Origin of the sequence: Micromonospora peucetia (genome assembly GCF_900091625.1) — a bacterium.
Taxonomy (GTDB): Bacteria; Actinomycetota; Actinomycetes; order Mycobacteriales; family Micromonosporaceae; genus Micromonospora; species Micromonospora peucetia.
The window spans coordinates 2968325-2988478 of record NZ_FMIC01000002.1; the positions used below are offsets into that span (position 1 = coordinate 2968325).

Below are 20154 nucleotides of genomic sequence, written 5' to 3' on the forward strand. Positions count from 1 at the left end.
TTCTGGTGTCCGAGCAGTCCGCGACCGGCGCGTCCGGTCGCCCCTCGGGCAGGTTGCTCGAGGTCGACGACCTCCGGGTGGAGTTCCGCACCCGGGACGGCGTCGCCAAGGTCATCAACGGGGTCACGTACCACGTCGACGCGGGGGAGACCCTCGCCGTGCTCGGCGAGTCCGGCTCCGGTAAGAGCGTCACCGCGCAGACCGTCATGGGCATCCTCGACACGCCGCCCGGCTTCGTCACCGGCGGTCAGGTCCGCTTCCACGGCAAGGACATGCTCGCCATGGCCTCCGAGGAGCGGCGCCGCATCCGCGGCGAGGGCATCGCGATGATCTTCCAGGACGCGCTCTCGGCGCTGAACCCGGTCTTCACCATCGGGTTCCAGATCGCCGAGCAGTTCCGGGTGCGGCGCGGCATGAGCCGCTCCGACGCCAAGAAGCGCGCGATCGAGATGCTCGACCAGGTCAAGATCCCGAACGCCAAGGGCCGGTTCAGCAACTACCCGCACCAGTTCTCGGGCGGTATGCGGCAGCGCGCGATGATCGCGATGTCGCTCGCCCTGGACCCCGAGGTGCTGATCGCCGACGAGCCGACCACCGCGCTCGACGTGACGGTGCAGGCGCAGATCATGGACCTGCTCGCCGAGCTCCAGCGTGAGCGGCAGATGGGCCTGATCCTGATCACCCACGACCTCGGCGTGGTGGCCGACGTCGCGGACCGGATCGCGGTCATGTACGCGGGCCGGATCGTCGAGGAAGCCAACGTCTACGACCTGTACGCCAAGCCGGCGCACCCGTACACGATCGGCCTGATCAACTCGATTCCGCGACTCGACGAGCGGGGTCAGCAGCTCCGGACGATCAAGGGTCTCCCGCCGAACCTGATGAACATCCCGCCGGGCTGCCCGTTCAACCCGCGTTGCCCCATGGTGCAGCCGGTCTGTCGGGAGAAGATCCCGCCGCTGCTGCAGGTCGGCTCCGGCCGGGCCAGCGCCTGCCACTTCGCCGAGGAGCTGGTGAACCGTGACTGAGAACATCCTCGAGGTCCGTGACCTGGTCAAGCACTATCCCGTGACCCGGGGCGTGGTGCTCAAGAAGACCATCGGTCACGTCAAGGCGGTCGACGGGGTCTCCTTCGAGCTCAAGGCCGGCGAGACCCTGGGCGTGGTCGGCGAGTCGGGCTGCGGCAAGTCGACGCTGGCCCGGGTCCTGATGAACCTGGAGAAGCCGACCGGCGGCAGCGTCCACTACAAGGGCCAGGACATCTCCAAGCTCTCCGGCCCGGCGCTGCGCCGGCTGCGCCGGCAGATCCAGCTGGTGATGCAGGATCCGTACACCTCGCTGAACCCGCGGATGACGGTCGGTGACCTGATCGGCGAGCCGTTCGAGATCCACCCGGAGGTGGCGCCGAAGAGCAGCCGCCGGGACAAGGTCAAGGAACTGCTCGACCTGGTGGGCCTCAACCCGGAGCACATCAACCGGTACCCGCACCAGTTCTCCGGCGGTCAGCGGCAGCGCATCGGCATCGCCCGGGCGCTCGCCCTGCGGCCCGAGATCATCGTCTGCGACGAGCCGGTCTCCGCCCTGGACGTGTCGATCCAGGCGCAGGTGATGAACCTGCTGGAGAAGCTCCAGGGCGAGTTCGGCCTGTCGTACGTGTTCATCGCGCACGACCTGTCGGTGGTCCGGCACCTGTCGGACCGGGTCGCGGTGATGTACCTCGGCAAGATCGCCGAGATCGGCACCGAGGACGAGATCTACGAGCGGCCGACCCACCCGTACACCCAGGCGCTGCTCTCGGCCGTGCCGGTGCCGGACCCGACCGTGCGGGACAACAAGGCGATCATCCGCCTCACCGGTGACGTGCCGTCGCCGATCAGCCCGCCGTCGGGCTGCCGGTTCCGGACCCGGTGCTGGAAGGCGCAGGACATCTGCGCCGAGCAGGTCCCGCTGCTGGAGATCCGTAAGGGCTCGGACCACCCGAGCGCCTGCCACTTCGCGGAGAAGCGCGAGATCGTGCAGACGCACGAGGCGTGACCCCCACGGAACCGCCGGCCGACGTCATCGCGACGACGGCCGGCGGTTCCGTCGTTTCCGGGTCACCGTCACCGCCGCGCCCACCCCGGCCCCGGGGGAGCGCGGCGGGCCCGCCGGCCGCTGCCGCCGTACGCCTCACAGGGGGCCGCGGCCGGCGCGGAGCAGCAGCAGCGCGAGCTGCGTGCCGTCGGCGCCGAGGGCGGCCCGGAAGCGCTCCAGGATCTCCCGTTCCCGGGACAGCACCAGCCGGGTGCCGCCGGAGGCCATCCGGGTCACCCCGACCTCCTGGGAGAGCCGGGCCCGCTCCTGCCACAGCTCGATCAGCGCCCGGTCGATCTCGTCGATCCGCTCCCGGATCTCGACGATCCGGGCCGCCGCGGTCGGCTCCGGGGTGCCGGTGCCCGCCTCCGGCTTCGTGTCGTCGGCACCTCCCGGCACGTCGGCCGGGGACCCGGAGGCGCCGGGGCCGGGCCGGCCCGCCTCGGGGCGCGCCAGGCTGCCGTCGGACTCCACCACGTCTGTCATCATCGGATATCCCTCGCCGTCTGGTGCCCGGTGCCCGGATCCCGGGACGGAGAAAGCCCCGGGCTTCAGGAGCCCGGGGCTTTCTCGTAGGTCTGGTTGATCAGGCGCGACCTACGGCTGCCGGACTTCCGGTGCCGTAGTAAAAGTAGAAACGCTGACCGAACACGTCGTCGAGTATGCCGGCCCCCGGCCGGCCCGCGCAAGGATTCGGCGCAACCCGTGCCCGGACGGGCGGTCCCGGCGCCGTCGCGACGCCGGGACCGCCCTCGTCTCAGCCGAGGCGGGTGATGCGGTCGGCGGGCCCGGGGGCGACCGGGGTGCCGGTGCCCAGGTACGCCACGAGCGCGTCGACGTCGAAGCCGGGGGCGGTGGCCCGGTCGGTGCCGGCCTGCAACTCGGTGAAGCCGTCCCCGCCGTTGGCCAGGAAGTCGTTCGTGGTGACCCGGTAGCTGGCTGCGGGGTCGACCGGCGCACCGCCGAACGCCAGGGCGCTCACCCGCGAGCCCGCCGGGGCGGTGCTGTCGTAGGAGTAGGTCAGTCCGACGGAGACCTGGAGGATGCGCTGGGTGGTCTGCCCGTTGAAGCCGACGAACTGCTGCTCCAGCACGTTGCGCAACTGCGCGCCGGTGAGGGTCTGGGTGACCACCAGGTTGTTGAACGGCTGGACGGTGAACGCCTCGCCGTAGGTGATCTCACCGGGTGCCTCGCCCCCGGCCGAGGCCGCGTACGGCAGCGACGCCCGGATTCCGCCCGGGTTCATCAGGGCGATCTGTGCCCCGTTCGACCGGGTGTACGCGAGCTGCGCGTCGGCGATCACGTCACCCAGCGGGCTCTCCCCGCTGGGGCGGGCGTCGCGGACGATGTCGGCCGAGATCCGGCCCACGACCCGGTTGGCGATGGGCGCGACGGCCGCCCGGTACTTGTCGGCCAGCGCCTTGGCGCCCGGGTCCACCAGATCGGGGTTGCGCACGTACGCGCCCGGCGCGCTCTGCTGCCAGCTGCCGTCCGGGTTGCGGACGCCGTTCTCGACGACGACGTTGCGGGCGGTGATCCCGGTGAACCGGCCGGTGCGCCGGTCCAGCGAGTAGTCCACGTCGGTGATCAGCTGGCCGTTGTTGCCGGCGCTGGTGACCACGCTGCGGGCGCCCGAGGAGTTCGGCAGGGAGCAGGAGTAGAAGCGGTGGGTGTGGCCGGAGACCACCAGCCCGAACTCCGGCCGCAGGCCGCGGACGATGTCCACGACCGGGCCGGAGAAGTTGGCGCAGTCCGAGACGCCCGGGGTGGCCGGCGGCGGCGACTGGGCGCCGCCCTCGTGCACGAGCAGCACCATCGCCTTGACGCCGAAGAGCTTGAGCAGGCCGCCCCACTTGTTGGCGGTCGCCACCTCGTCGGTGAACTTCACGGAGGCGATGCCGGCCGGGTTGACGATGCTCGGGGTGCCCTCCAGGGTCACGCCGACGAAGCCGACGGGCACGCCGTTGACGAACCGCACGTCGATCGGGGGCAGGATCGGCAGGCCGGTCTTCTTGCTGACGGTGTTGGCGGCCAGGTAGGTGAACTTCGCGCCGGCGAAGCCGTCGCCGTCCTGGCAGCCGTCGACCGGGTGGCAGCCGCCCTTGTTGATCCGGATCAGCTCGTCGACGCCCTCGTCGAACTCGTGGTTGCCGACGGAGCTGATGTCCAGGCCGATCTCGTCCATCAGCTCGATGGTCGGCTCGTCGTGGAAGGCCGCGCTGACGAGCGGGGTGGCGCCGATCAGGTCGCCGGCGCCGACGGTGGTCGTGCCGCGCCCCTCGGCCCTGGCCTCGGCGCGCAGCTTCTTCAGCCAGGTGGCGAGGTACTCCACGCCGCCGGCGGGCGTGCCGTTGACCGTCGCGCCGCTGCCGCCGGGCGGGTCGATGGCGCCGTGGAAGTCGTTGTAGCTCAGGAAGTTGCCCTTGACCTCCCCGCCGGTGGGGGCGGCGTAGGAGACCGAGACGGGGGCGAGGGCGGCCCACTGGTCGTCGGCGGGGGCCGGCGTGGGTCGGGAAGCGGTCGACAGCGTGGCGACGACGGCCAACGCGAGGGCGGGCGCGGCGAGGTGGCGCAGCGCCCCCCGACCGCGCGAACGCGGCTGAGTCATGGTCGTTCTCCCAGTCGTGTACGGGGGAGGATCCGGATTTTCACCGTCATCGTTCTGCATGGGGGACGCCGACACCAGACGCGACAGGGTGACATCTTCGTCTCGACCGGGTGTAAGGGAGGGTCCCTTTCTGACCCGATGCGTCAGGAAGGGACCCTTCCTGACACCCGAACGGGCAGGGGTGGTGGCGGTTGGATCGGCCTGGACGGCGGCTCGGGTGTGCCGGGGGTGTGCGCGGCGGGGAAGTGTCCGCCCGGCGGCATAGACTCGCCGTGCGATGCATCCTCTCTTCGACATCCCCGTGTCCCCGCCCGCGTCGGCGCCTGCCCCGACCTCGCCGCACCGGCCCAGGTCGGCGGCCGTCCACCTCGATCCGCAGGCGCTGGTCGAGGGCTTGAACGGGCCGCAGCGTGACGCCGTCACCCACGCCCGCTCGCCGCTGCTGATCGTGGCCGGTGCGGGCTCGGGCAAGACCCGGGTGCTCACCCATCGGATCGCCTATCTGCTGGCCGCACGGGATGTGCACCCCGGTGAGATCATCGCGATCACCTTCACCAACAAGGCCGCCGGTGAGATGAAGGAGCGGGTCGCCCACCTGGTGGGTCCCCGCGCCCGGCTGATGTGGGTGTCGACCTTCCACTCCGCGTGCGTGCGCATCCTGCGCGCCGAGCACGAGCACGCCGGGCTGAAGTCGACCTTCTCGATCTACGACGCGGACGACTCCCGCCGGCTGATGCAGATGGTCACCAGGGAGCTCGACCTCGACCCGAAGCGCTATCCGGCGCGTGGGCTCGCCGCCCAGGTCTCGAACCTGAAGAACGAGTTGGTCGACCCGGAGGAGTTCGCGGGCCGAGCCAAGGGCCCCAACGAGCGGGCGCTGGCGGAGGCCTACACGCTCTACCAGCGGCGGCTGCGCGAGGCGCACGCGCTGGACTTCGACGACCTGATCATGGCGACGGTGCACCTGCTCCAGTCCCATCCGCACGTCGCGGAGAGCTACCGTCGGCGGTTCCGGCACGTGCTGGTGGACGAATACCAGGACACCAACCACGCCCAGTACACGCTGATCAAGGAGCTGGTCTCCGGCACGGAGGGGATCGAGCCGGCGGAACTCTGCGTGGTCGGTGACGCCGACCAGTCGATCTACGCGTTCCGGGGCGCCACGATCCGTAACATCCTGGAGTTCGAGCGCGACTTCAGCGACGCCCGGACGATCCTGCTTGAGCAGAACTACCGCTCGACCCAGACCATTCTCAACGCGGCCAACGCGGTGATCGACCGGAACACCTCGCGTAAGCCGAAGCGGCTGTGGAGCGAGGCGGGCGCCGGCGAGCCGATCGTCGGCTACGTGGCGGACACCGAGCACGCCGAGGCCGACTGGGTGGCCCGCGAGATCGACCGGCTGGTCGACGCCGACGAGACCCGCCCCGGCGACGTGGCCGTCTTCTACCGCACCAACGCCCAGTCCCGGGTCTTCGAGGAGGTGTTCATCCGGGTCGGACTTCCCTACAAGGTCGTCGGCGGGGTGCGCTTCTACGAGCGCAAGGAGGTCCGCGACGCGCTGGCCTACCTGCGCGCGGTGGTCAACGACGACGACACGGTCAGCCTGCGCCGGGTCCTCAACACGCCGCGCCGGGGCATCGGCGACCGGGCCGAGGCGTGCGTGGAGGCGCTGTCCAGCCGGGACCGGGTCTCCTTCGGGGCGGCGCTGCGGCGGGCGAAGGACGCCCCGGGCATCTCCACCCGGGCGGCCAACGGCATCGCCGACTTCGTCGCCCTGCTCGACGGCGCCCGCGAGCTGGCCGAGACGGGCACTCCGGAGGAGGTTCTGGAGACGCTGCTGACCCGCTCGGGCTACCTCACCGAGCTGGAGGAGAGCCTCGACCCGCAGGACGCGGGGCGGGTCGACAACCTCCAGGAGCTGGTCAGTGTCGCCCGGGAGTACACGGAGCGGATCGAGGCGATCGGCGAGGAGGGGGAGCGGGCGACCCTGGCCGGCTTCCTGGAGCAGGTCGCGCTGGTCGCCGACGCCGACCAGGTGCCGACGGACGACCCGGACCACCAGGGCGTGGTGACCCTGATGACGCTGCACACCGCGAAGGGCCTGGAATTCCCGGTGGTCTTCCTGACCGGCCTGGAGGACGGCGTCTTCCCGCACCTGCGCTCGCTGGGCGACAGCCGGGAGTTGGAGGAGGAACGCCGGCTGGCGTACGTCGGGATCACCCGGGCCCGCCAGCGTCTCTACCTGTCCCGGGCGGTCACCCGCTCGGCGTGGGGGCAGCCGGCCTACAACCCGCCGTCGCGGTTCCTGGAGGAACTCCCGCCGGAGCTGGTCCGCTGGGAGCGCACCGAGGGGTCGTACACCTCGTGGGCCGGCGGGGGCGGCGGCGTGGGTGGCCGCGCGGACCGTGTGCCCGGCGGGCGCGGGGGCTTCAACGGTGGTACGCCCAAGGCGGCGCAGCTGGCGAAGCGGCTGGGGGTCGACGCCAGCCGGCTGACCACGGCGAGCGAGTTGCCGCAGGGGCCGAAGGTCTCCGCCGGCGACCGGGTCAACCACCAGCGCTACGGCCTGGGCCGGGTGCTGGCCGTGGAGGGGCACGGCCCGGGCGCCCGGGCGCAGATCGACTTCGGCGACCAGACGATGTGGCTGGTGCTCCGGCACGCCCCGGTCGACAAGCTCTGAGACCCGGCACGGCCCGGTTCGGCAGCGCGCCGGACCGGGCCGTTTCCGGTGGTACGGGTCAGCAGGCCACGTCGATGCCCCGGGCGCGCAGGAACGGCGCGGGGTCGATCTGGTTCCACATCTGGCCCTGGTGCACCTCGAAGTGCAGGTGCGGGCCGGTGGAGTCGCCGGTGGACCCCTCCAGGCCGAGGGTCTGCCCGGCAGCGACCTTCGCGCCCACGCTCACCTTGGCGGTGCTCAGGTGGGCGTAGTGGGTCAGGTAGCCGTTGCCGTGGTCGACGAAGACGGAGATGCCGTATCCGTCGCCGACGTCACCGGCCTTGGTGACGGTGCCGCCGAAGGCCGCGCGGACCGGGGTGCCGGCGGGCAGCGCGAAGTCGATGCCGGCGTGCTGGGTGCCCCAGCGCGGGCCGTAGCAGGAGGTGATCGCCGCGCCCTTCATCGGGATGACCCAGCTGGGCTTCGGCTTGCTGGTCTGCTTCGGCTTCGGCTTGGCGGTGGTCGCCTTGGGGCTGGGCTTCGCCGTCGGGCTGGCCTTCGTCGGGCTGGGCGTCGGGCTCGCCGAGGGGGTGGCCGGTGCGGTGGTCTCGCGGGTGGAGCGGTCGGCGCGGTCGGCGGCCTCCGCGCGGGCCTGCGTGTCGACGGCGGCGGCGGGGACGGAGGGCTCGTCGTTCCCGGTGGCCGCGAAGGCGGCTCCGCCGAGGCCGAGCCCGGCCAGGGCCGCCGCAGCGATGATCACGCGGGTGCGGCCGATCCGCCGGTGCCGGACGGGGGCGTCGGGGGTGTTCTCGTTCCGAATGTCTTCCTGCACGGCGGACCTTCACTGATCGAGGGGGCACTGGACCTCGAAATACTGGTGTCGGTACGTGGCGTGACGGGTAGTGGGAGGGGACCTGGGTCGGCCGGTGGCGCGCGCTGCCGCCCGTTTTGTGTATTTGCGTAGCCTTCGACCGCAAAAGTGATCATGGGTGGCAATGGCGTCGACCACAATCACGACCGTGACCCGTATCACTTTCGGCGTGGGGTGACAACGAAAAACCGCCCGGATCGACAGATCCGGGCGGCTGGCGGGCGATACGCAGCGTCAGGGTGCGGCTACCTCGCTGTAGTACGCCTCGACTTGTAGCTGGATGTCCACTCCGTGCTTCTTGAGCCACGGCACCGGGTCGCGCGGCTCGCCCTTGACATGCACCTCCAGGTGCAGGTGGGGGCCGTAGGAGTGGCCGGTGTTGCCGACGAGGCCGAGCTGGTCGCCCGCCTTCACCTGCTGCCCCTCCTTCACGCTCAGCGCGGAGGAGTGACCGTAGATCGCCTCGGCGCCGTCGGCGTGCTGGACGATCACCGTGTAGCCGTAGCCGCCGAACCAGCCGGCCTTGGTGACGGTGCCGCTGTGGATGGCGACGTAGGGCGTGCCCTCGGGGGCGACCAGGTCGACGCCGGTGTGCATCTTGCCCCAGCGCATGCCGTAGGGCGATTTGAACTCGTAGCCCTGGAGGGGGAGCAGCCAGGCCTCGGGCTCGGCGGATTCGTCTGCTCCGGCCCGGTCGCTGTCGCGGGAGGCGCGGTCGTCGGCGTCGGCGCGGGCCGCGGCGTCCTGGTTGATGGTCGAGGCGGCCTTGAGCTCGTCAAGGACCGACGGGCTGACGCTCTTGGCGTCCGGCAGGGCTCCGGCGCCGATGGCGACGATGCCGGCGCCGACGAAAGCGGTGGTGACGACGGCTGCGTAGCGGCTACGCGGGGGGGTGGGTACGCGGCGGCGACCGCGATATCGATCGGGCTCAGACGACAGGCGCTGGCGCACGCACACCCTCCGTTGTCGGGGATCCGATGCGGCTTTCCCAACGCCCGTGAAGCACTGGTGAACGTTGGCTGGCCGCGTCGTCACCCGTCGGTGGACCTGATGACAACCGTGGACACGTTAGCCAACGACCAGTCCCGTCACAAGCCGAAGCGCCGAATTGCCGCCGCGTTCTGTCCCTTTGCGTCCGGGATTGTCATGGCTCATACCCATCGAACGGTGTCCCCCTAACTGCCCGTTCGTCGCGCAGCGTGACCGAACGGCGGAGTCGTCCGGCTTGACGTCGAGGGTCGTCGTGGTAGGGCGTACCTGTCCGGCGTGGGGTCGGTCGGGCCGCGCGCAGCCAGGTTCGCCTCCCGGATTTCCCGGGCCGGGTCGGTCGGGTTACCGTTCGTTCAGGAAGCCGCGAAGCCGGTGAAAGGGATGCGCTGATGAGCTCTCGTGTTCGGGTCGTCGTCGCCAAGCCGGGCCTGGACGGCCACGACCGTGGCGCAAAGGTCGTCGCGCGTGCCCTTCGGGACGCCGGTATGGAGGTCATCTACACCGGCCTGCACCAGACCCCGGAACAGATCGTGGAGACCGCGATCCAGGAGGACGCCGACGCGGTCGGGCTGTCCGTGCTGTCGGGGGCGCACATGACGCTGTTCCGGCGGGTGCTGGAACTGCTCGGTGAGCGCGACGCCCGCGACATCGTCGTGTTCGGCGGCGGCATCATCCCCAACGCCGACCTGCCGGAGCTGGAGCGGCTCGGGGTCGCCAAGATCTTCACGCCGGGCGCGACCACCCAGTCGATCGTCGAGTGGGTCCGGCAGAACGTCGCCCAGCCGGTCGCCTGACCGGCGGTCGCGGGCCGAGAGCGGACTGCACAGGCCGGCGATCGCGTACTGCGGGCCGGTGGCCGGTCGGCGGCTGACGTCGGACAGGGGGAGGGGCCGGACGCACCCCTCACACGTCCGGCCCCTCTATGCACGATGCCCCGCCGCCACCCCTCGACCGACAGGGCATCGGCCGTCTCCCGTCGCCGCGCTGCATCAGCGCTCCGACACCTGACTCAACGACGCCCCGACGGAGGGGTTACGCACCCCCGGCAACATCGCCCGGACGGCTGACATCGGGCCGAAGTCGCGGAAAGGCCGCGCGCCGCCGCCGATTGTGCATTACCACACAACGCGCACCCGCTCGGTTGCCGGCGGTGTCCACCTCGCTAGGCTGCGCCCAATGGCCTGTTTCAACTGATGACAGGCGTCAAACTGTTTTCCATACGCTGGTGGCGGCGCGACGGCGCGCCGCGGAGACGGGACGGGACGCGCAAACGTGGACCTGTACGAGTACCAGGGGCGGGACCTGTTCGAGCGGCACGGCTTGCCCGTGCTTGCCGGCGGCGTTGCCACGACCCCGGAGGAGGCCCGCGCGATCGCCGAACGCCTCGGCGGTCGGGTGGTCGTCAAGGCGCAGGTGAAGGTCGGTGGCCGCGGCAAGGCCGGCGGCGTGAAGCTGGCCGAGGGCGCCGAGGAGACGGTGGCCCGCGCCACGGACATCCTCGGCATGGACATCAAGGGCCACACCGTCCACAAGGTCATGATCACCGTGACCGCGGACGTGGCCGAGGAGTACTACTTCTCCTACCTGCTCGACCGGGCGAACCGCACCTTCCTCTGCATCGCCAGCGTTGCCGGCGGCATGGACATCGAGCAGGTCGCCGTCGAGACCCCGGAGAAGGTCGTCAAGGCCCCGATCGACGCCAACACCGGCGTCGACGAGGCGAAGGCGCGCGAGATCGTCACCGCCGCCAACTTCCCGGCCGAGGTCGCCGACCAGGTCGTCGCGGTCGCCGTGGACCTGTGGAAGGCCTTCGTCGCCGAGGACGCCACGCTGGTCGAGGTGAACCCGCTGGCCAAGACCGGCGAGGGCAGGCTGCTGCTGCTCGACGCCAAGATCACCCTCGACGAGAACGCCGCGTTCCGGCACCCGGACCACGAGGCGCTGGTAGACCAGGCCGCGGTGGACCCGCTGGAGCAGGCCGCCAAGGCGAAGGACCTCAACTACGTCAAGCTCGACGGCGAGGTCGGCATCATCGGCAACGGCGCCGGCCTGGTCATGTCGACCCTCGACGTGGTCGCGTACGCCGGTGAGCGGCACGGCGGCGTCAAGCCGGCCAACTTCCTCGACATCGGCGGCGGCGCGAGCGCCGCCGTGATGGCGAACGGGCTGGAGATCGTCCTCTCCGACCCGTCGGTGAAGAGCGTCTTCGTCAACGTCTTCGGCGGCATCACCGCCTGCGACGAGGTCGCCAACGGCATCGTGCAGGCGCTGGCCCTGCTCGAACAGCGCGGCGAGCAGGTCACCAAGCCGCTGGTCGTCCGCCTCGACGGCAACAACGCCGAGGCCGGCCGGGCGATCCTCGACGGCGCGAACAACCCGCTGGTCCAGCGGGTCGACACGATGGATGGCGCGGCCGAGCGGGCCGCCGAGCTGGCGGCTGCGGGGGTCTGACAATGGCTATCTGGCTGACCAAGGACTCGAAGGTCATCGTTCAGGGGATGACCGGTTCCGAGGGTTCCAAGCACACCCGGCGGATGCTCGCCGCGGGCACCAACGTCGTCGGCGGCGTCAACCCGCGCAAGGCGGGCCAGACGGTCGACTTCGACGGCACCGAGCTGCCGGTCTTCGCCGGCGTCGCGGACGCGATGGCACAGACCGGTGCCGACGTGACCGTGATCTTCGTGCCGCCGCAGTTCACCAAGGGCGCGGTCGTCGAGGCGATCGACGCCGGGATCGAACTGGCCGTGGTGATCACCGAGGGTGTGCCGGTGCACGACACCGCCGCGTTCTGGGCGTACAACGTCGCCAAGGGGGAGCGGACCCGGATCATCGGTCCGAACTGCCCGGGCATCGCCTCGCCGGGTGCCTCCAACGCCGGCATCATCCCGGCCGACATCACCGGCACCGGCCGCATCGGCCTGGTCAGCAAGAGCGGCACGCTGACCTACCAGATGATGTACGAGCTGCGCGACATCGGCTTCTCGACCTGCGTCGGCATCGGCGGCGACCCGATCATCGGCACCACCCACATCGACGCGCTCGCCGCGTTCGAGGCCGACCCGGACACCGACGCGATCGTCATGATCGGTGAGATCGGTGGCGACGCCGAGGAGCGGGCCGCCGAGTTCATCAAGGAGAACGTGACCAAGCCGGTGGTCGGCTACATCGCCGGCTTCACCGCGCCACCCGGCAAGACCATGGGTCACGCCGGCGCGATCATCTCCGGCTCGGCAGGCACGGCCGACGCCAAGAAGAGCGCGCTGGAGGCCGTCGGCGTCAAGGTCGGCAAGACCCCGACCGAGACCGCCAAGCTCATGCGGGAGATCATGTCCGCGGGCTGAGCCCTACTACCGACGTACGACCGGAGGGCCGACCGTTCGCGGTCGGCCCTCCGGCCGTCGTGGGGCGGGCGGCCTCAGTCGTTGTAGAGCGGGTAGTTGCCGCCGGCCCAGAGGATGCCACTACCGATGATGTTGAGCACACCGAACGCGATTGCCAGGTAGCCGAGCACGGGCGACTGGCCGAACCGCTTGGCGTCCCGGATCGACAGGTAGCCGAAGACGATCCCCAGGATGCCGCAGCAGAGCAGGCCGAGGATGATACCGAGCACGCCCCAGAGGACCGTACGGTTCTGGCCGGCCGCGGCCGGTGGCGGCGGGGGCGGCGGATACGGAGTGTTCACGGCTCTCCTCCGGACGTCGGTGCCGCGACCCTCGGTCGCGTCCCTGCGCCCGAGGCTAGACCGGATCGGGGGCGGGGGATGGTGGATCACGGAACTCGTCGCCGCCGCGGGGCGGTATCGGACTGCCACCGCCGGCCCGACATGCCAGAGTAGACGCGATGTCCTCCGTCACCCCTGATCAGCCCAGCCGCTCCGGCGCGAGAGTCGGCCCCGACGCCCGGCCGGCCGCACCCGCCGGGCGGGGCCGGCGGGTGCCCGGGCCGCGCGCCGGCGAGCCGCGCCGCAGCCGCGCCCCGCTCGTCGTCGCCGCCGGGGTCGCGGCCGGCTGGGCGGCGCTCACCTCGTGGCTGCCGGTCGTGGTCGTGCTCTGGCTCTTCCAGCTCAGCGAGGGTGCCGCCTCCGTGCCGGGCGCGCTCCGCGCCGGGCTGGCCGGCTGGCTGCTCGGGCACGGCGTTCCGCTGGACACCGCCGCCGGTCCTCTCGGGCTGGCCCCGCTGGCGCTGACCGCACTGGTGCTCTGGCGGCTGACCCGGGCGGGCGTGCACGCCAGCCGGGCCATCGGCGCGCGGGGCGGGCGGTCACCCCGGCAGACGCTCCTCGCCGCCGGTGCGGTCGGCCTGGCGTACGCGCTGCTCGGGGTGCTCGGCGCGCTGCTCGTCGGCACGTCACCGGTCCGCGCCGGGCTGACGTTCGTGGTGCTCGGCACGCTCGGGGCAGGGGTCGGCTCGGCCCGGACCACGCAGGTGGCCGGTCTGCTCGGCGCGCGATCCCCGGAGCCGCTGCGCGACGGGATCCGCACCGGTCTGGTCGCCGGGCTGCTGCTGTTCAGCGCCGGGGCCGGCGCGGCGGGGCTCGCCGTGGCCACCGGTGGCGGGGACGCCGCCGACCTGATCGGGGCCTACCGCACCGGGGTCGCCGGCCAGGCCGGGATCACGCTTGTCAGCCTCGCCTACGCGCCCAACGCCACGGTCTGGTCGGTCAGCTATCTGCTCGGCCCGGGCTTCGCCGTCGGCACCGACACGGCGGTGCGTACCAGCGAGGTCTCCGTGGGGGCGCTGCCGGCCGTACCACTGCTGGCCGGGCTGCCGCGCGGGCCGGTCGACGGGCTCGGGGCCGGGCTGCTCGCGGTGCCGGTCCTCGCCGGGATGGCCGCGGGTTGGCTGCTCGCCCGCCGGCTGCTCCGGCTCGCCGCCGACGACCGGGCGCCGCTGCGCTGGCGGCCGCTGCTCGGGCCGGCGGCGCTCGCCGGCCCGGTGGCCGGCCTGCTGCTGGGCGCCGCAGCGGCAGCCTCCGGCGGGTCGCTCGGCGGCGGCCGGCTGGCCCAGGTGGGGCCGGTCGCCTGGCAGGTGGCGGCGGTGGCGACCGCGGTCGTCACGGTCGGGGCGCTGGTCGGCGCCGCCGCGACCCGGGCGCTGTCCCGCCCGCCCCGCTGAGGGCCCGACAACGCCGAAGGGGCGCCCCGGACGAGCCGGAACGCCCCTGTCGCGTGCCGCTCAGGGCTGATTGGGCAGGTCGAAGGCGCCGAGGCTCAGCACGACGATCTGGAGCAGGCCCAGCACGACGCCGATGGCGCCGCAGATCAGGCCGGCGAGGGCCTGGCCGTTGTTGTCGGCCAGCCCCTGGGCGGCCTTCTGCTTGCCCAGCCAACCGGTCACCAACGCGGCGATGCCCAGCGGGATGCCGATATAGCAGCAGACCAGCGGGATCGACGCGATGCCGAGGATCATCGACACCAGCCCGAGGGTGTTCTGCTGTTGCCCCGGCCCCTTCCCGGCGAACCCCGCGTTCGGGTACATCGGCGGTGGGTACGCCTGCTGGCCGTACGGGTCCTGGTACGGCTGCTGCCCGTACGGCTGACCCGGCGCCGGCTGGCCGTAGGGCTGACCCGAGGTGGGCGGCTGGCCGTAGGGCTGACCCGAGGTGGGCGGCTGGCCGTAGGGCTGACCCGAGGTGGGCGGCTGGCCGTAGGGCTGACCCGAGGTGGGCGGCTGGCCGTACGGGTCCGGCTGGCCGTACGGGTACTGCGGCGCCGCGTACGGGTCGTTCGGCTGCCCGGAGGTGGGCTGCTGACCGTACGGCGCCGCCGGCGGCGGAGCGTACGGGTCGTGGTGCGGCGGCACGGCCGGATCCTGGTGCGGCTGCTGGCCGTACGGATCCTGTCCGGGGTAACCGGGCTGCATGCGACTCCTCGTCCGATCTGTCAGTAGCTGCTGGTGGAGGTGCTGCCGCCCACCACACCGGCGAGGCCACCGAGCAGGCAGCACACCAGCACGATCACATACCAGCTGATGCCCACGATGAGCGCCCACTTGGACCACTTCTTCGACTCGGCGGCGGCGGCCTGGGCGCCCGCGTAGTCGCCCTGCTGGAGCAGGGGGTTCACCTTGGAAGCATTGATGATCGCCGGGATGGCCAACGGCCAGAAGAGGAAGATGGCGACGATCGACATCGTCATGTTGTTGTCGACGGACGGCGGCTGCTGCGGCTGGTATCCGGGCTGCATTTCGGCGTACTCCTCATTCCACTCGACACCCGGTGGGGCGTCGGATCACTGACGGGTGCGGGCCGGACGCGCGCCGGGCCCGAGCGCCGGCAGCGTACCTGGTCGAGGCCGATCACGTCGTCGGTGAATGTCGTATTGCCCAGCGGATGGGCCCCCCGGCCCGCCCGATAGGCTGGCCCGGTGACCGAGCCCGCGTCCGTCGCCCGCATCGTCGTCCTCGTCTCCGGCTCCGGGAGCAACCTCCAGTCCCTGCTCGATGCGAGCGCCGATCCGGCGTACGGGGCCCGGGTGGTGGCCGTCGGCGCCGACCGGGACGGCATCGCGGGCCTCGACCGGGCCGCCGCGGCCGGGGTGCCGACCTTCGTCGAGCGGGTCGCCGACCACCCCACCCGCGAGGACTGGGACGCCGTGCTGACCGCCCGCGTCGCCGAGCACCGGCCCGACCTGGTCATCTCCGCCGGTTTCCTCAAGCTGGTCGGCCCGCGCTTCCTGGCCGCCTTCGGTGACCGCTACCTGAACACGCACAACACGCTGCTGCCGGCGTTCCCCGGCATCCACGGCCCGCGCGACGCCCTCGCCTACGGCGTGAAGGTCACCGGGGCCACGCTCTTCTTCGTCGACGCCGGAATGGACACCGGCCCGATCGTCGCGCAGGTCGCCGTGCCGGTGTGCGACGACGACGACGTCGAGACGCTCACCGAGCGCATCAAGGAAGCCGAGCGGCGCCAGCTCGTCGAGCAGGTGGGCCGCCTGGTCCGCGAAGGTTGGACGATCACCGGAAGAAAGGTCACTGTTCCGTGAGTTCCACTCAGGACGTACGCCGCCCGATCAGGCGGGCGCTGGTCAGCGTCTACGACAAGGCCGGCCTGGTCGAGCTGGCCCGGGCGCTGCACGCGGCCGGGGTGGAGATCGTCTCGACCGGCAGCACGGCCTCCGCCATCGCCGACGCCGGGGTGCCGGTGACCCCGGTGGAGACGGTGACCGGTTTCCCGGAGATCCTCGACGGCCGGGTCAAGACGCTGCACCCCAAGGTGCACGGCGGGCTCCTCGCCGACCTCCGCAAGGACTCCCACGTCGCCCAGCTCGACGAGCACGGCATCGCGGGAGTCGACCTGCTGGTGTCCAACCTGTACCCGTTCCAGGCCACGGTCGCCTCCGGTGCCGACGTCGAGGAGTGCGTGGAGCAGATCGACATCGGTGGTCCGGCCATGGTCCGGGCGGCAGCCAAGAACCACGCCTCGGTCGCCGTGGTGACCGACCCGGCCGCGTACCCGGCGCTGCTCGCCGCGCTCGACGAGGGCGGCTTCACGCTGGCCCAGCGGCGGGTGCTGGCCGCCCGTGCCTTCGCCGTCATCGCCGAGTACGACGTGGCGGTGGCCGAGTGGTGCGCCGCCACGCTGGCCCCTGAGGAGAATGGCTGGCCGGACTTCGCCGGGCTGTCGCTGCGCCGCTCGGCGGTGCTGCGTTACGGCGAGAACCCGCACCAGCCGGCGGCCCTCTACGTCGACCCGTCCAGCCCGGCGGGGCTCGCCCAGGCCGAGCAGTTGCACGGCAAGGAGATGTCCTACAACAACTACGTCGACGCCGACGCCGCGTGGCGGGCGGCCAACGACTTCGCCGACCAGCCGGCGGTGGCGATCATCAAGCACGCCAACCCGTGCGGCATCGCGGTCGGCGCCGACGTGGCCGAGGCGCACCGCAGGGCGCACGCCTGCGACCCGGTGTCCGCGTACGGCGGGGTGATCGCCGTCAACCGGCCGGTCTCCGTCGAGCTGGCCCGGCAGGTCTCGGAGATCTTCACCGAGGTGCTGGTGGCGCCCGGGTTCGACGAGGGCGCGGTGGAGATCCTCCAGGGCAAGAAGAACATCCGGCTGCTGCACGCGCCGGCCTTCGACCCGCTGCCGGCCGAGTGGCGGCAGGTCACCGGCGGCGTACTGGTGCAGACGGCCGACCGGATCGACGCCGAGGGCGACGACCCGGCCAACTGGCGGCTGGCCACCGGCGGGCCGGCCGACGAGGCGACCCTGCGCGACCTGGCCTTCGCCTGGCGGGCGGTACGCGCGGTGAAGAGCAACGCGATCCTGCTGGCCAGGGACGGCGCGACCGTCGGCGTCGGGATGGGCCAGGTCAACCGGGTCGACTCGGCGCAACTCGCGGTCAACCGGGCCGGGGCAGACCGGGCCCGGGGTGCGGTCTGCGCCTCGGACGCGTTCTTCCCGTTCGCCGACGGCCCGAAGATCCTCATCGACGCCGGGGTCCGCGCGATCGTGCAGCCGGGCGGCTCGATCCGGGACGAAGAGGTCATCGCCGCCGCCAAGGAGGCCGGCGTCACCATGTACCTCACCGCCACCCGCCACTTCTTCCACTAACCCACCCCACCCCCCGCGCTGCCCCACCCCACCCCACCCCCACCCCACCCCACCCCACCCCCACCCCGCGTCGATCTTGCACTTTCCGCCCGGGTATTCCGGTCGAAGCGGGCAATCTGCGGGCGCAAAGTGCAAGATCGGCGGCGCCGAGGCTTCGCCCCGCGTCGATCTTGCACGTTGTGCCCCGGCGTATAGGTGAAATCGGACAGGCTGTGGGCATTAAGTGCAAGATCGTGGGTGTGGGTGTGGGTGTGGGTGTGGGTGTGGGTGTGGGTGTGGGGGGTTAGGGGGTGGGGCGGATCTCGGCGAAGTGGCAGGCCGAGGGGTGTGGGTCCGCCGCGCGGAGGACCGTGTGGGGCTCCTGGGTGGCGCAGACCTCCTGGGCCTTCCAGCAGCGGGTGCGGAAGTGGCAGCCGCTCGGCGGGTCGGCGGGGCTCGGCACGTCGCCGGTGAGTCGGATCATGGACTGCTGGTCGCGGGCCTCCGGGTCCGGCACCGGCACGGCCGAGAGCAGCGCCTGGGTGTACGGGTGGGTGGCCCGCTCGTAGATCTCGTCCTCGGTGCCGATCTCCACGATCTTGCCGAGGTACATCACCGCGACCCGGTCCGAGATGTGCCGGACCACGGACAGGTCGTGCGCGATGAAGATGTACGACAGGCCGAACTCGTCCTGGAGCTTCTCCAACAGGTTGATCACCTGCGCCTGGATCGACACGTCCAGGGCGCTGACCGGTTCGTCGCAGACGATGATCTCGGGCCGCAGGGCGAGGGCGCGGGCGATGCCGATGCGCTGCCGCTGACCGCCGGAGAACTGGTGCGGGTACCGGTTGATGTGCTCGGGGTTCAGGCCGACCACGTCGAGCAGTTCCCGTACCCGCTGCTGCCGGCTGCCCTTCGGCGCCGCGTCGGGGTGGATCTCGAACGGCTCGCCGATGATGTCGCCGACCGTCATCCGCGGGTTCAGCGAGGTGTACGGATCCTGCATCACCATCTGCATGTTGCGCCGCAGCCGGCGCAGCTCGCCGCCGGAGGCCCTGAACAGGTCCCTGCCCTCCAGGGTGGCCCGGCCGGCGGTCGGCGTCTCCAGCCGCATCAGCAGCCGGGCCAGCGTCGACTTGCCGCAGCCGGACTCGCCGACCACCCCGAGGGTCTCACCCCGGCGCAGCTCGAAGCTGACCCCGTCGACGGCCTTGACGGCGCCGATCTGCTTCTGGAACAGCACGCCCTGGCGGATCGGGAAGTGCTTGACCAGGCCGTCGACGGCGAGGATCGTCTCGCCGCGCACCTTCGTGGGGCTAGCGGGCGCTGTCATCACGGACCTCCTGGGCGAAATGGCACGCGCTGGTCCGGCCGTCGTCCAGGACCAGGTCGTGCGGCACCACGTCGACGCAGACCTGCTGCACGTACGGGCACCGGGGGTGGAAGGGGCAGCCGGACGGGATCCGCATCAGGTTGGGCGGCAGCCCCTTGATCGTGGAGAGCTCCTGACCCCGCACGTCCAGCCGCGGGATCGACTCCAGCAACCCCTTCGTGTACGGGTGGGCCGGCGCCCGGTACAACGAGCGGACGTCGGCGTGCTCGATGATCCGGCCGGCGTACATGACCGCGATCCGGTCCGCGACGCCGGCGACCACGCCGAGGTCGTGGGTGATCAGGATCATCGCCATGTCGAGGTCGCGGCGGAGGTCGGCCAGCAGATCCATGATCTGGGCCTGCACGGTGACGTCCAGGGCCGTGGTCGGTTCGTCGGCGATCAGCACCTTCGGGTTCATGGCCAGCGCCATCGCGATCATGACGCGCTGCCGCATGCCCCCGGAGAACTGGTGCGGATAGTCGCCGAGCCGGTTGGCGGCCCCCGGGATCCGCACCAGGTCCATCAGCTCGACGACCCGGCGGCGGGCGTCCGCCTTCGACATGCCCTCGCGCTGGCGCAGCGTCTCGCCGACCTGCCAGCCCACCGGAAAGACGGGGTTCAGCGCGGAGAGGGCATCCTGGAAGATCATCGCGATCTCCTTGCCGCGCACCTGCCGGCGCTGCTCCTCCGGCAGCTTCAGCAGGTCCCGCCCCTGGTAGAGGACCTCGCCGGAGCGGATCACGGCTGGCGGAGTGTCGAGGATGCCCATGATCGCCTGGGCGGTGACCGACTTACCGGAGCCCGACTCGCCGAGCACGGCGAGCGTCTCGCCAGGGTCGAGGTGGTACGAGACCCCGTTGATCACCCTGGCCACGCCCTCGCCGGTGCGGAACTCGATGTGCAGGTCCCGTACGTCCAACAGGTGCCCGCCCTCGGGCGTCGGGGAGGCCGGCGTGGGTTGGACGGCGGACTGACTCACGGTGCCTGCCTTTCGCTTGCGACTGCGGGGCTCGCTGCGCTCACTCCTCGCGCTCGCACGGGT

18 protein-coding genes are annotated in these 20154 nt (G+C 71.7%); 9 read left to right on the plus strand and 9 right to left on the minus strand.

Annotation, left to right across the window (positions count from 1 at the left end; all coding sequences use genetic code 11):
* Nucleotides 1–5: 5 nt before the first annotated feature.
* Both GA0070608_RS13985 and GA0070608_RS13990 read left to right on the plus strand, forming a co-directional pair.
* Nucleotides 6–1028 carry an ABC transporter ATP-binding protein gene (locus GA0070608_RS13985; protein WP_091627946.1) on the plus strand — a complete coding sequence of 341 codons (1023 nt, stop codon included), beginning with the start codon at nucleotides 6–8 and terminating at the stop codon, nucleotides 1026–1028.
* Complete coding sequence (locus GA0070608_RS13990; protein WP_091627948.1) at nucleotides 1021–2034, plus strand: ABC transporter ATP-binding protein; 1014 nt, start codon at nucleotides 1021–1023, stop codon at nucleotides 2032–2034. Before GA0070608_RS13985 ends, GA0070608_RS13990 begins: the two co-directional genes overlap by 8 nt.
* Nucleotides 2035–2169: 135 nt before the next feature.
* Here the strand turns inward: GA0070608_RS13990 and GA0070608_RS13995 are convergent, their stop codons facing one another.
* Both GA0070608_RS13995 and GA0070608_RS14000 read right to left on the minus strand, forming a co-directional pair.
* Nucleotides 2170–2562 carry a chorismate mutase gene (locus tag GA0070608_RS13995; protein ID WP_091627951.1) on the minus strand — a complete coding sequence of 131 codons (393 nt, stop codon included), beginning with the start codon at nucleotides 2560–2562 and terminating at the stop codon, nucleotides 2170–2172.
* A 268-nt stretch (nucleotides 2563–2830) separates the two neighbouring features.
* The gene (locus GA0070608_RS14000; RefSeq protein ID WP_091627954.1) at nucleotides 2831–4681 is read right to left on the minus strand and encodes a bifunctional metallophosphatase/5'-nucleotidase; all 1851 of its coding nucleotides are present in this window, start codon (nucleotides 4679–4681) and stop codon (nucleotides 2831–2833) included.
* A gap of 277 nt (nucleotides 4682–4958) precedes the next feature.
* Here GA0070608_RS14000 and pcrA point away from each other — a divergent pair, with 277 nt between their 5' ends.
* Complete coding sequence (pcrA, locus tag GA0070608_RS14005; RefSeq protein ID WP_091627957.1) at nucleotides 4959–7364, plus strand: DNA helicase PcrA; 2406 nt, start codon at nucleotides 4959–4961, stop codon at nucleotides 7362–7364.
* A 58-nt stretch (nucleotides 7365–7422) separates the two neighbouring features.
* On the opposite strand, the gene GA0070608_RS14010 is transcribed toward pcrA, so the two are convergent.
* Both GA0070608_RS14010 and GA0070608_RS14015 read right to left on the minus strand, forming a co-directional pair.
* Nucleotides 7423–8175 (minus strand): M23 family metallopeptidase, encoded by a 753-nt coding sequence (locus GA0070608_RS14010; RefSeq protein WP_091627960.1) that lies wholly within the window; start codon nucleotides 8173–8175, stop codon nucleotides 7423–7425.
* A gap of 273 nt (nucleotides 8176–8448) precedes the next feature.
* Nucleotides 8449–9165 carry a M23 family metallopeptidase gene (locus GA0070608_RS14015; RefSeq protein WP_091627963.1) on the minus strand — a complete coding sequence of 239 codons (717 nt, stop codon included), beginning with the start codon at nucleotides 9163–9165 and terminating at the stop codon, nucleotides 8449–8451.
* Nucleotides 9166–9593: 428 nt separating this feature from the next.
* On the opposite strand from GA0070608_RS14015, the gene icmB reads away from it, so the two are divergent.
* The 3 genes from icmB (at nucleotide 9594) to sucD (ending at nucleotide 12545) form a co-directional block, all read left to right on the plus strand.
* Nucleotides 9594–9998, plus strand: a complete 405-nt coding sequence (gene icmB / locus GA0070608_RS14020) for a coenzyme B12-dependent isobutyryl CoA mutase small subunit (RefSeq protein ID WP_091627965.1) — start codon at nucleotides 9594–9596, stop codon at nucleotides 9996–9998.
* Nucleotides 9999–10476: 478 nt separating this feature from the next.
* Complete coding sequence (sucC, locus tag GA0070608_RS14025; RefSeq protein WP_091627967.1) at nucleotides 10477–11655, plus strand: ADP-forming succinate--CoA ligase subunit beta; 1179 nt, start codon at nucleotides 10477–10479, stop codon at nucleotides 11653–11655.
* A 2-nt stretch (nucleotides 11656–11657) separates the two neighbouring features.
* Entirely contained in the window at nucleotides 11658–12545 is an 888-nt protein-coding gene (gene sucD / locus GA0070608_RS14030; RefSeq protein ID WP_091627969.1) for a succinate--CoA ligase subunit alpha, read from the plus strand.
* Between the two features lie 74 nt (nucleotides 12546–12619).
* On the opposite strand, the gene GA0070608_RS14035 is transcribed toward sucD, so the two are convergent.
* Nucleotides 12620–12886: a hypothetical protein gene (locus GA0070608_RS14035; protein ID WP_091627972.1), complete on the minus strand. Its 267-nt coding sequence runs from the start codon at nucleotides 12884–12886 to the stop codon at nucleotides 12620–12622.
* A gap of 158 nt (nucleotides 12887–13044) precedes the next feature.
* On the opposite strand from GA0070608_RS14035, the gene GA0070608_RS14040 reads away from it, so the two are divergent.
* Nucleotides 13045–14319 carry a cell division protein PerM gene (locus GA0070608_RS14040; RefSeq protein WP_091627974.1) on the plus strand — a complete coding sequence of 425 codons (1275 nt, stop codon included), beginning with the start codon at nucleotides 13045–13047 and terminating at the stop codon, nucleotides 14317–14319.
* Between the two features lie 60 nt (nucleotides 14320–14379).
* On the opposite strand, the gene GA0070608_RS14045 is transcribed toward GA0070608_RS14040, so the two are convergent.
* Both GA0070608_RS14045 and GA0070608_RS14050 read right to left on the minus strand, forming a co-directional pair.
* Complete coding sequence (locus GA0070608_RS14045) at nucleotides 14380–15066, minus strand: DUF4190 domain-containing protein (protein ID WP_091627977.1); 687 nt, start codon at nucleotides 15064–15066, stop codon at nucleotides 14380–14382.
* A 20-nt stretch (nucleotides 15067–15086) separates the two neighbouring features.
* Nucleotides 15087–15389 (minus strand): CD225/dispanin family protein, encoded by a 303-nt coding sequence (locus GA0070608_RS14050; protein ID WP_091627979.1) that lies wholly within the window; start codon nucleotides 15387–15389, stop codon nucleotides 15087–15089.
* Nucleotides 15390–15569: 180 nt separating this feature from the next.
* Between GA0070608_RS14050 and purN the strand changes: the two genes are divergently transcribed.
* Both purN and purH read left to right on the plus strand, forming a co-directional pair.
* Nucleotides 15570–16190, plus strand: coding sequence for a phosphoribosylglycinamide formyltransferase (gene purN, locus GA0070608_RS14055; protein WP_091627982.1), 621 nt, complete (start codon nucleotides 15570–15572; stop codon nucleotides 16188–16190).
* Entirely contained in the window at nucleotides 16187–17758 is a 1572-nt protein-coding gene (purH, locus tag GA0070608_RS14060) for a bifunctional phosphoribosylaminoimidazolecarboxamide formyltransferase/IMP cyclohydrolase (protein WP_091627985.1), read from the plus strand. The genes purN and purH overlap by 4 nt, the downstream gene beginning before the upstream one ends.
* Before the next feature lie 283 nt (nucleotides 17759–18041).
* Here the strand turns inward: purH and GA0070608_RS14065 are convergent, their stop codons facing one another.
* Nucleotides 18042–19070, minus strand: a complete 1029-nt coding sequence (locus GA0070608_RS14065) for an ABC transporter ATP-binding protein (RefSeq protein WP_091627987.1) — start codon at nucleotides 19068–19070, stop codon at nucleotides 18042–18044.
* A complete protein-coding gene (locus GA0070608_RS14070; RefSeq protein WP_091627990.1) occupies nucleotides 19054–20091 on the minus strand; it encodes an ABC transporter ATP-binding protein in 1038 nt (345 codons plus the stop codon). The genes GA0070608_RS14065 and GA0070608_RS14070 overlap by 17 nt, the downstream gene beginning before the upstream one ends.
* Nucleotides 20092–20154 lie beyond the last annotated feature (63 nt).

Excerpts from the sequence above, each read along its gene's own strand:
- GA0070608_RS13995 (WP_091627951.1), bottom strand. The coding sequence starts at position 2,562 with ATGATGACAGACGTGGTGGAGTCCGACGGCAGCCTGGCGCGCCCCGAG.
- GA0070608_RS14000 (WP_091627954.1), bottom strand. The coding sequence starts at position 4,681 with ATGACTCAGCCGCGTTCGCGCGGTCGGGGGGCGCTGCGCCACCTCGCC.
- pcrA (WP_091627957.1), top strand. The coding sequence starts at position 4,959 with ATGCATCCTCTCTTCGACATCCCCGTGTCCCCGCCCGCGTCGGCGCCT.
- icmB (WP_091627965.1), top strand. The coding sequence starts at position 9,594 with ATGAGCTCTCGTGTTCGGGTCGTCGTCGCCAAGCCGGGCCTGGACGGC.
- sucD (WP_091627969.1), top strand. The coding sequence starts at position 11,658 with ATGGCTATCTGGCTGACCAAGGACTCGAAGGTCATCGTTCAGGGGATG.
- GA0070608_RS14040 (WP_091627974.1), top strand. The coding sequence starts at position 13,045 with ATGTCCTCCGTCACCCCTGATCAGCCCAGCCGCTCCGGCGCGAGAGTC.
- GA0070608_RS14045 (WP_091627977.1), bottom strand. The coding sequence starts at position 15,066 with ATGCAGCCCGGTTACCCCGGACAGGATCCGTACGGCCAGCAGCCGCAC.
- GA0070608_RS14050 (WP_091627979.1), bottom strand. The coding sequence starts at position 15,389 with ATGCAGCCCGGATACCAGCCGCAGCAGCCGCCGTCCGTCGACAACAAC.
- GA0070608_RS14065 (WP_091627987.1), bottom strand. The coding sequence starts at position 19,070 with ATGACAGCGCCCGCTAGCCCCACGAAGGTGCGCGGCGAGACGATCCTC.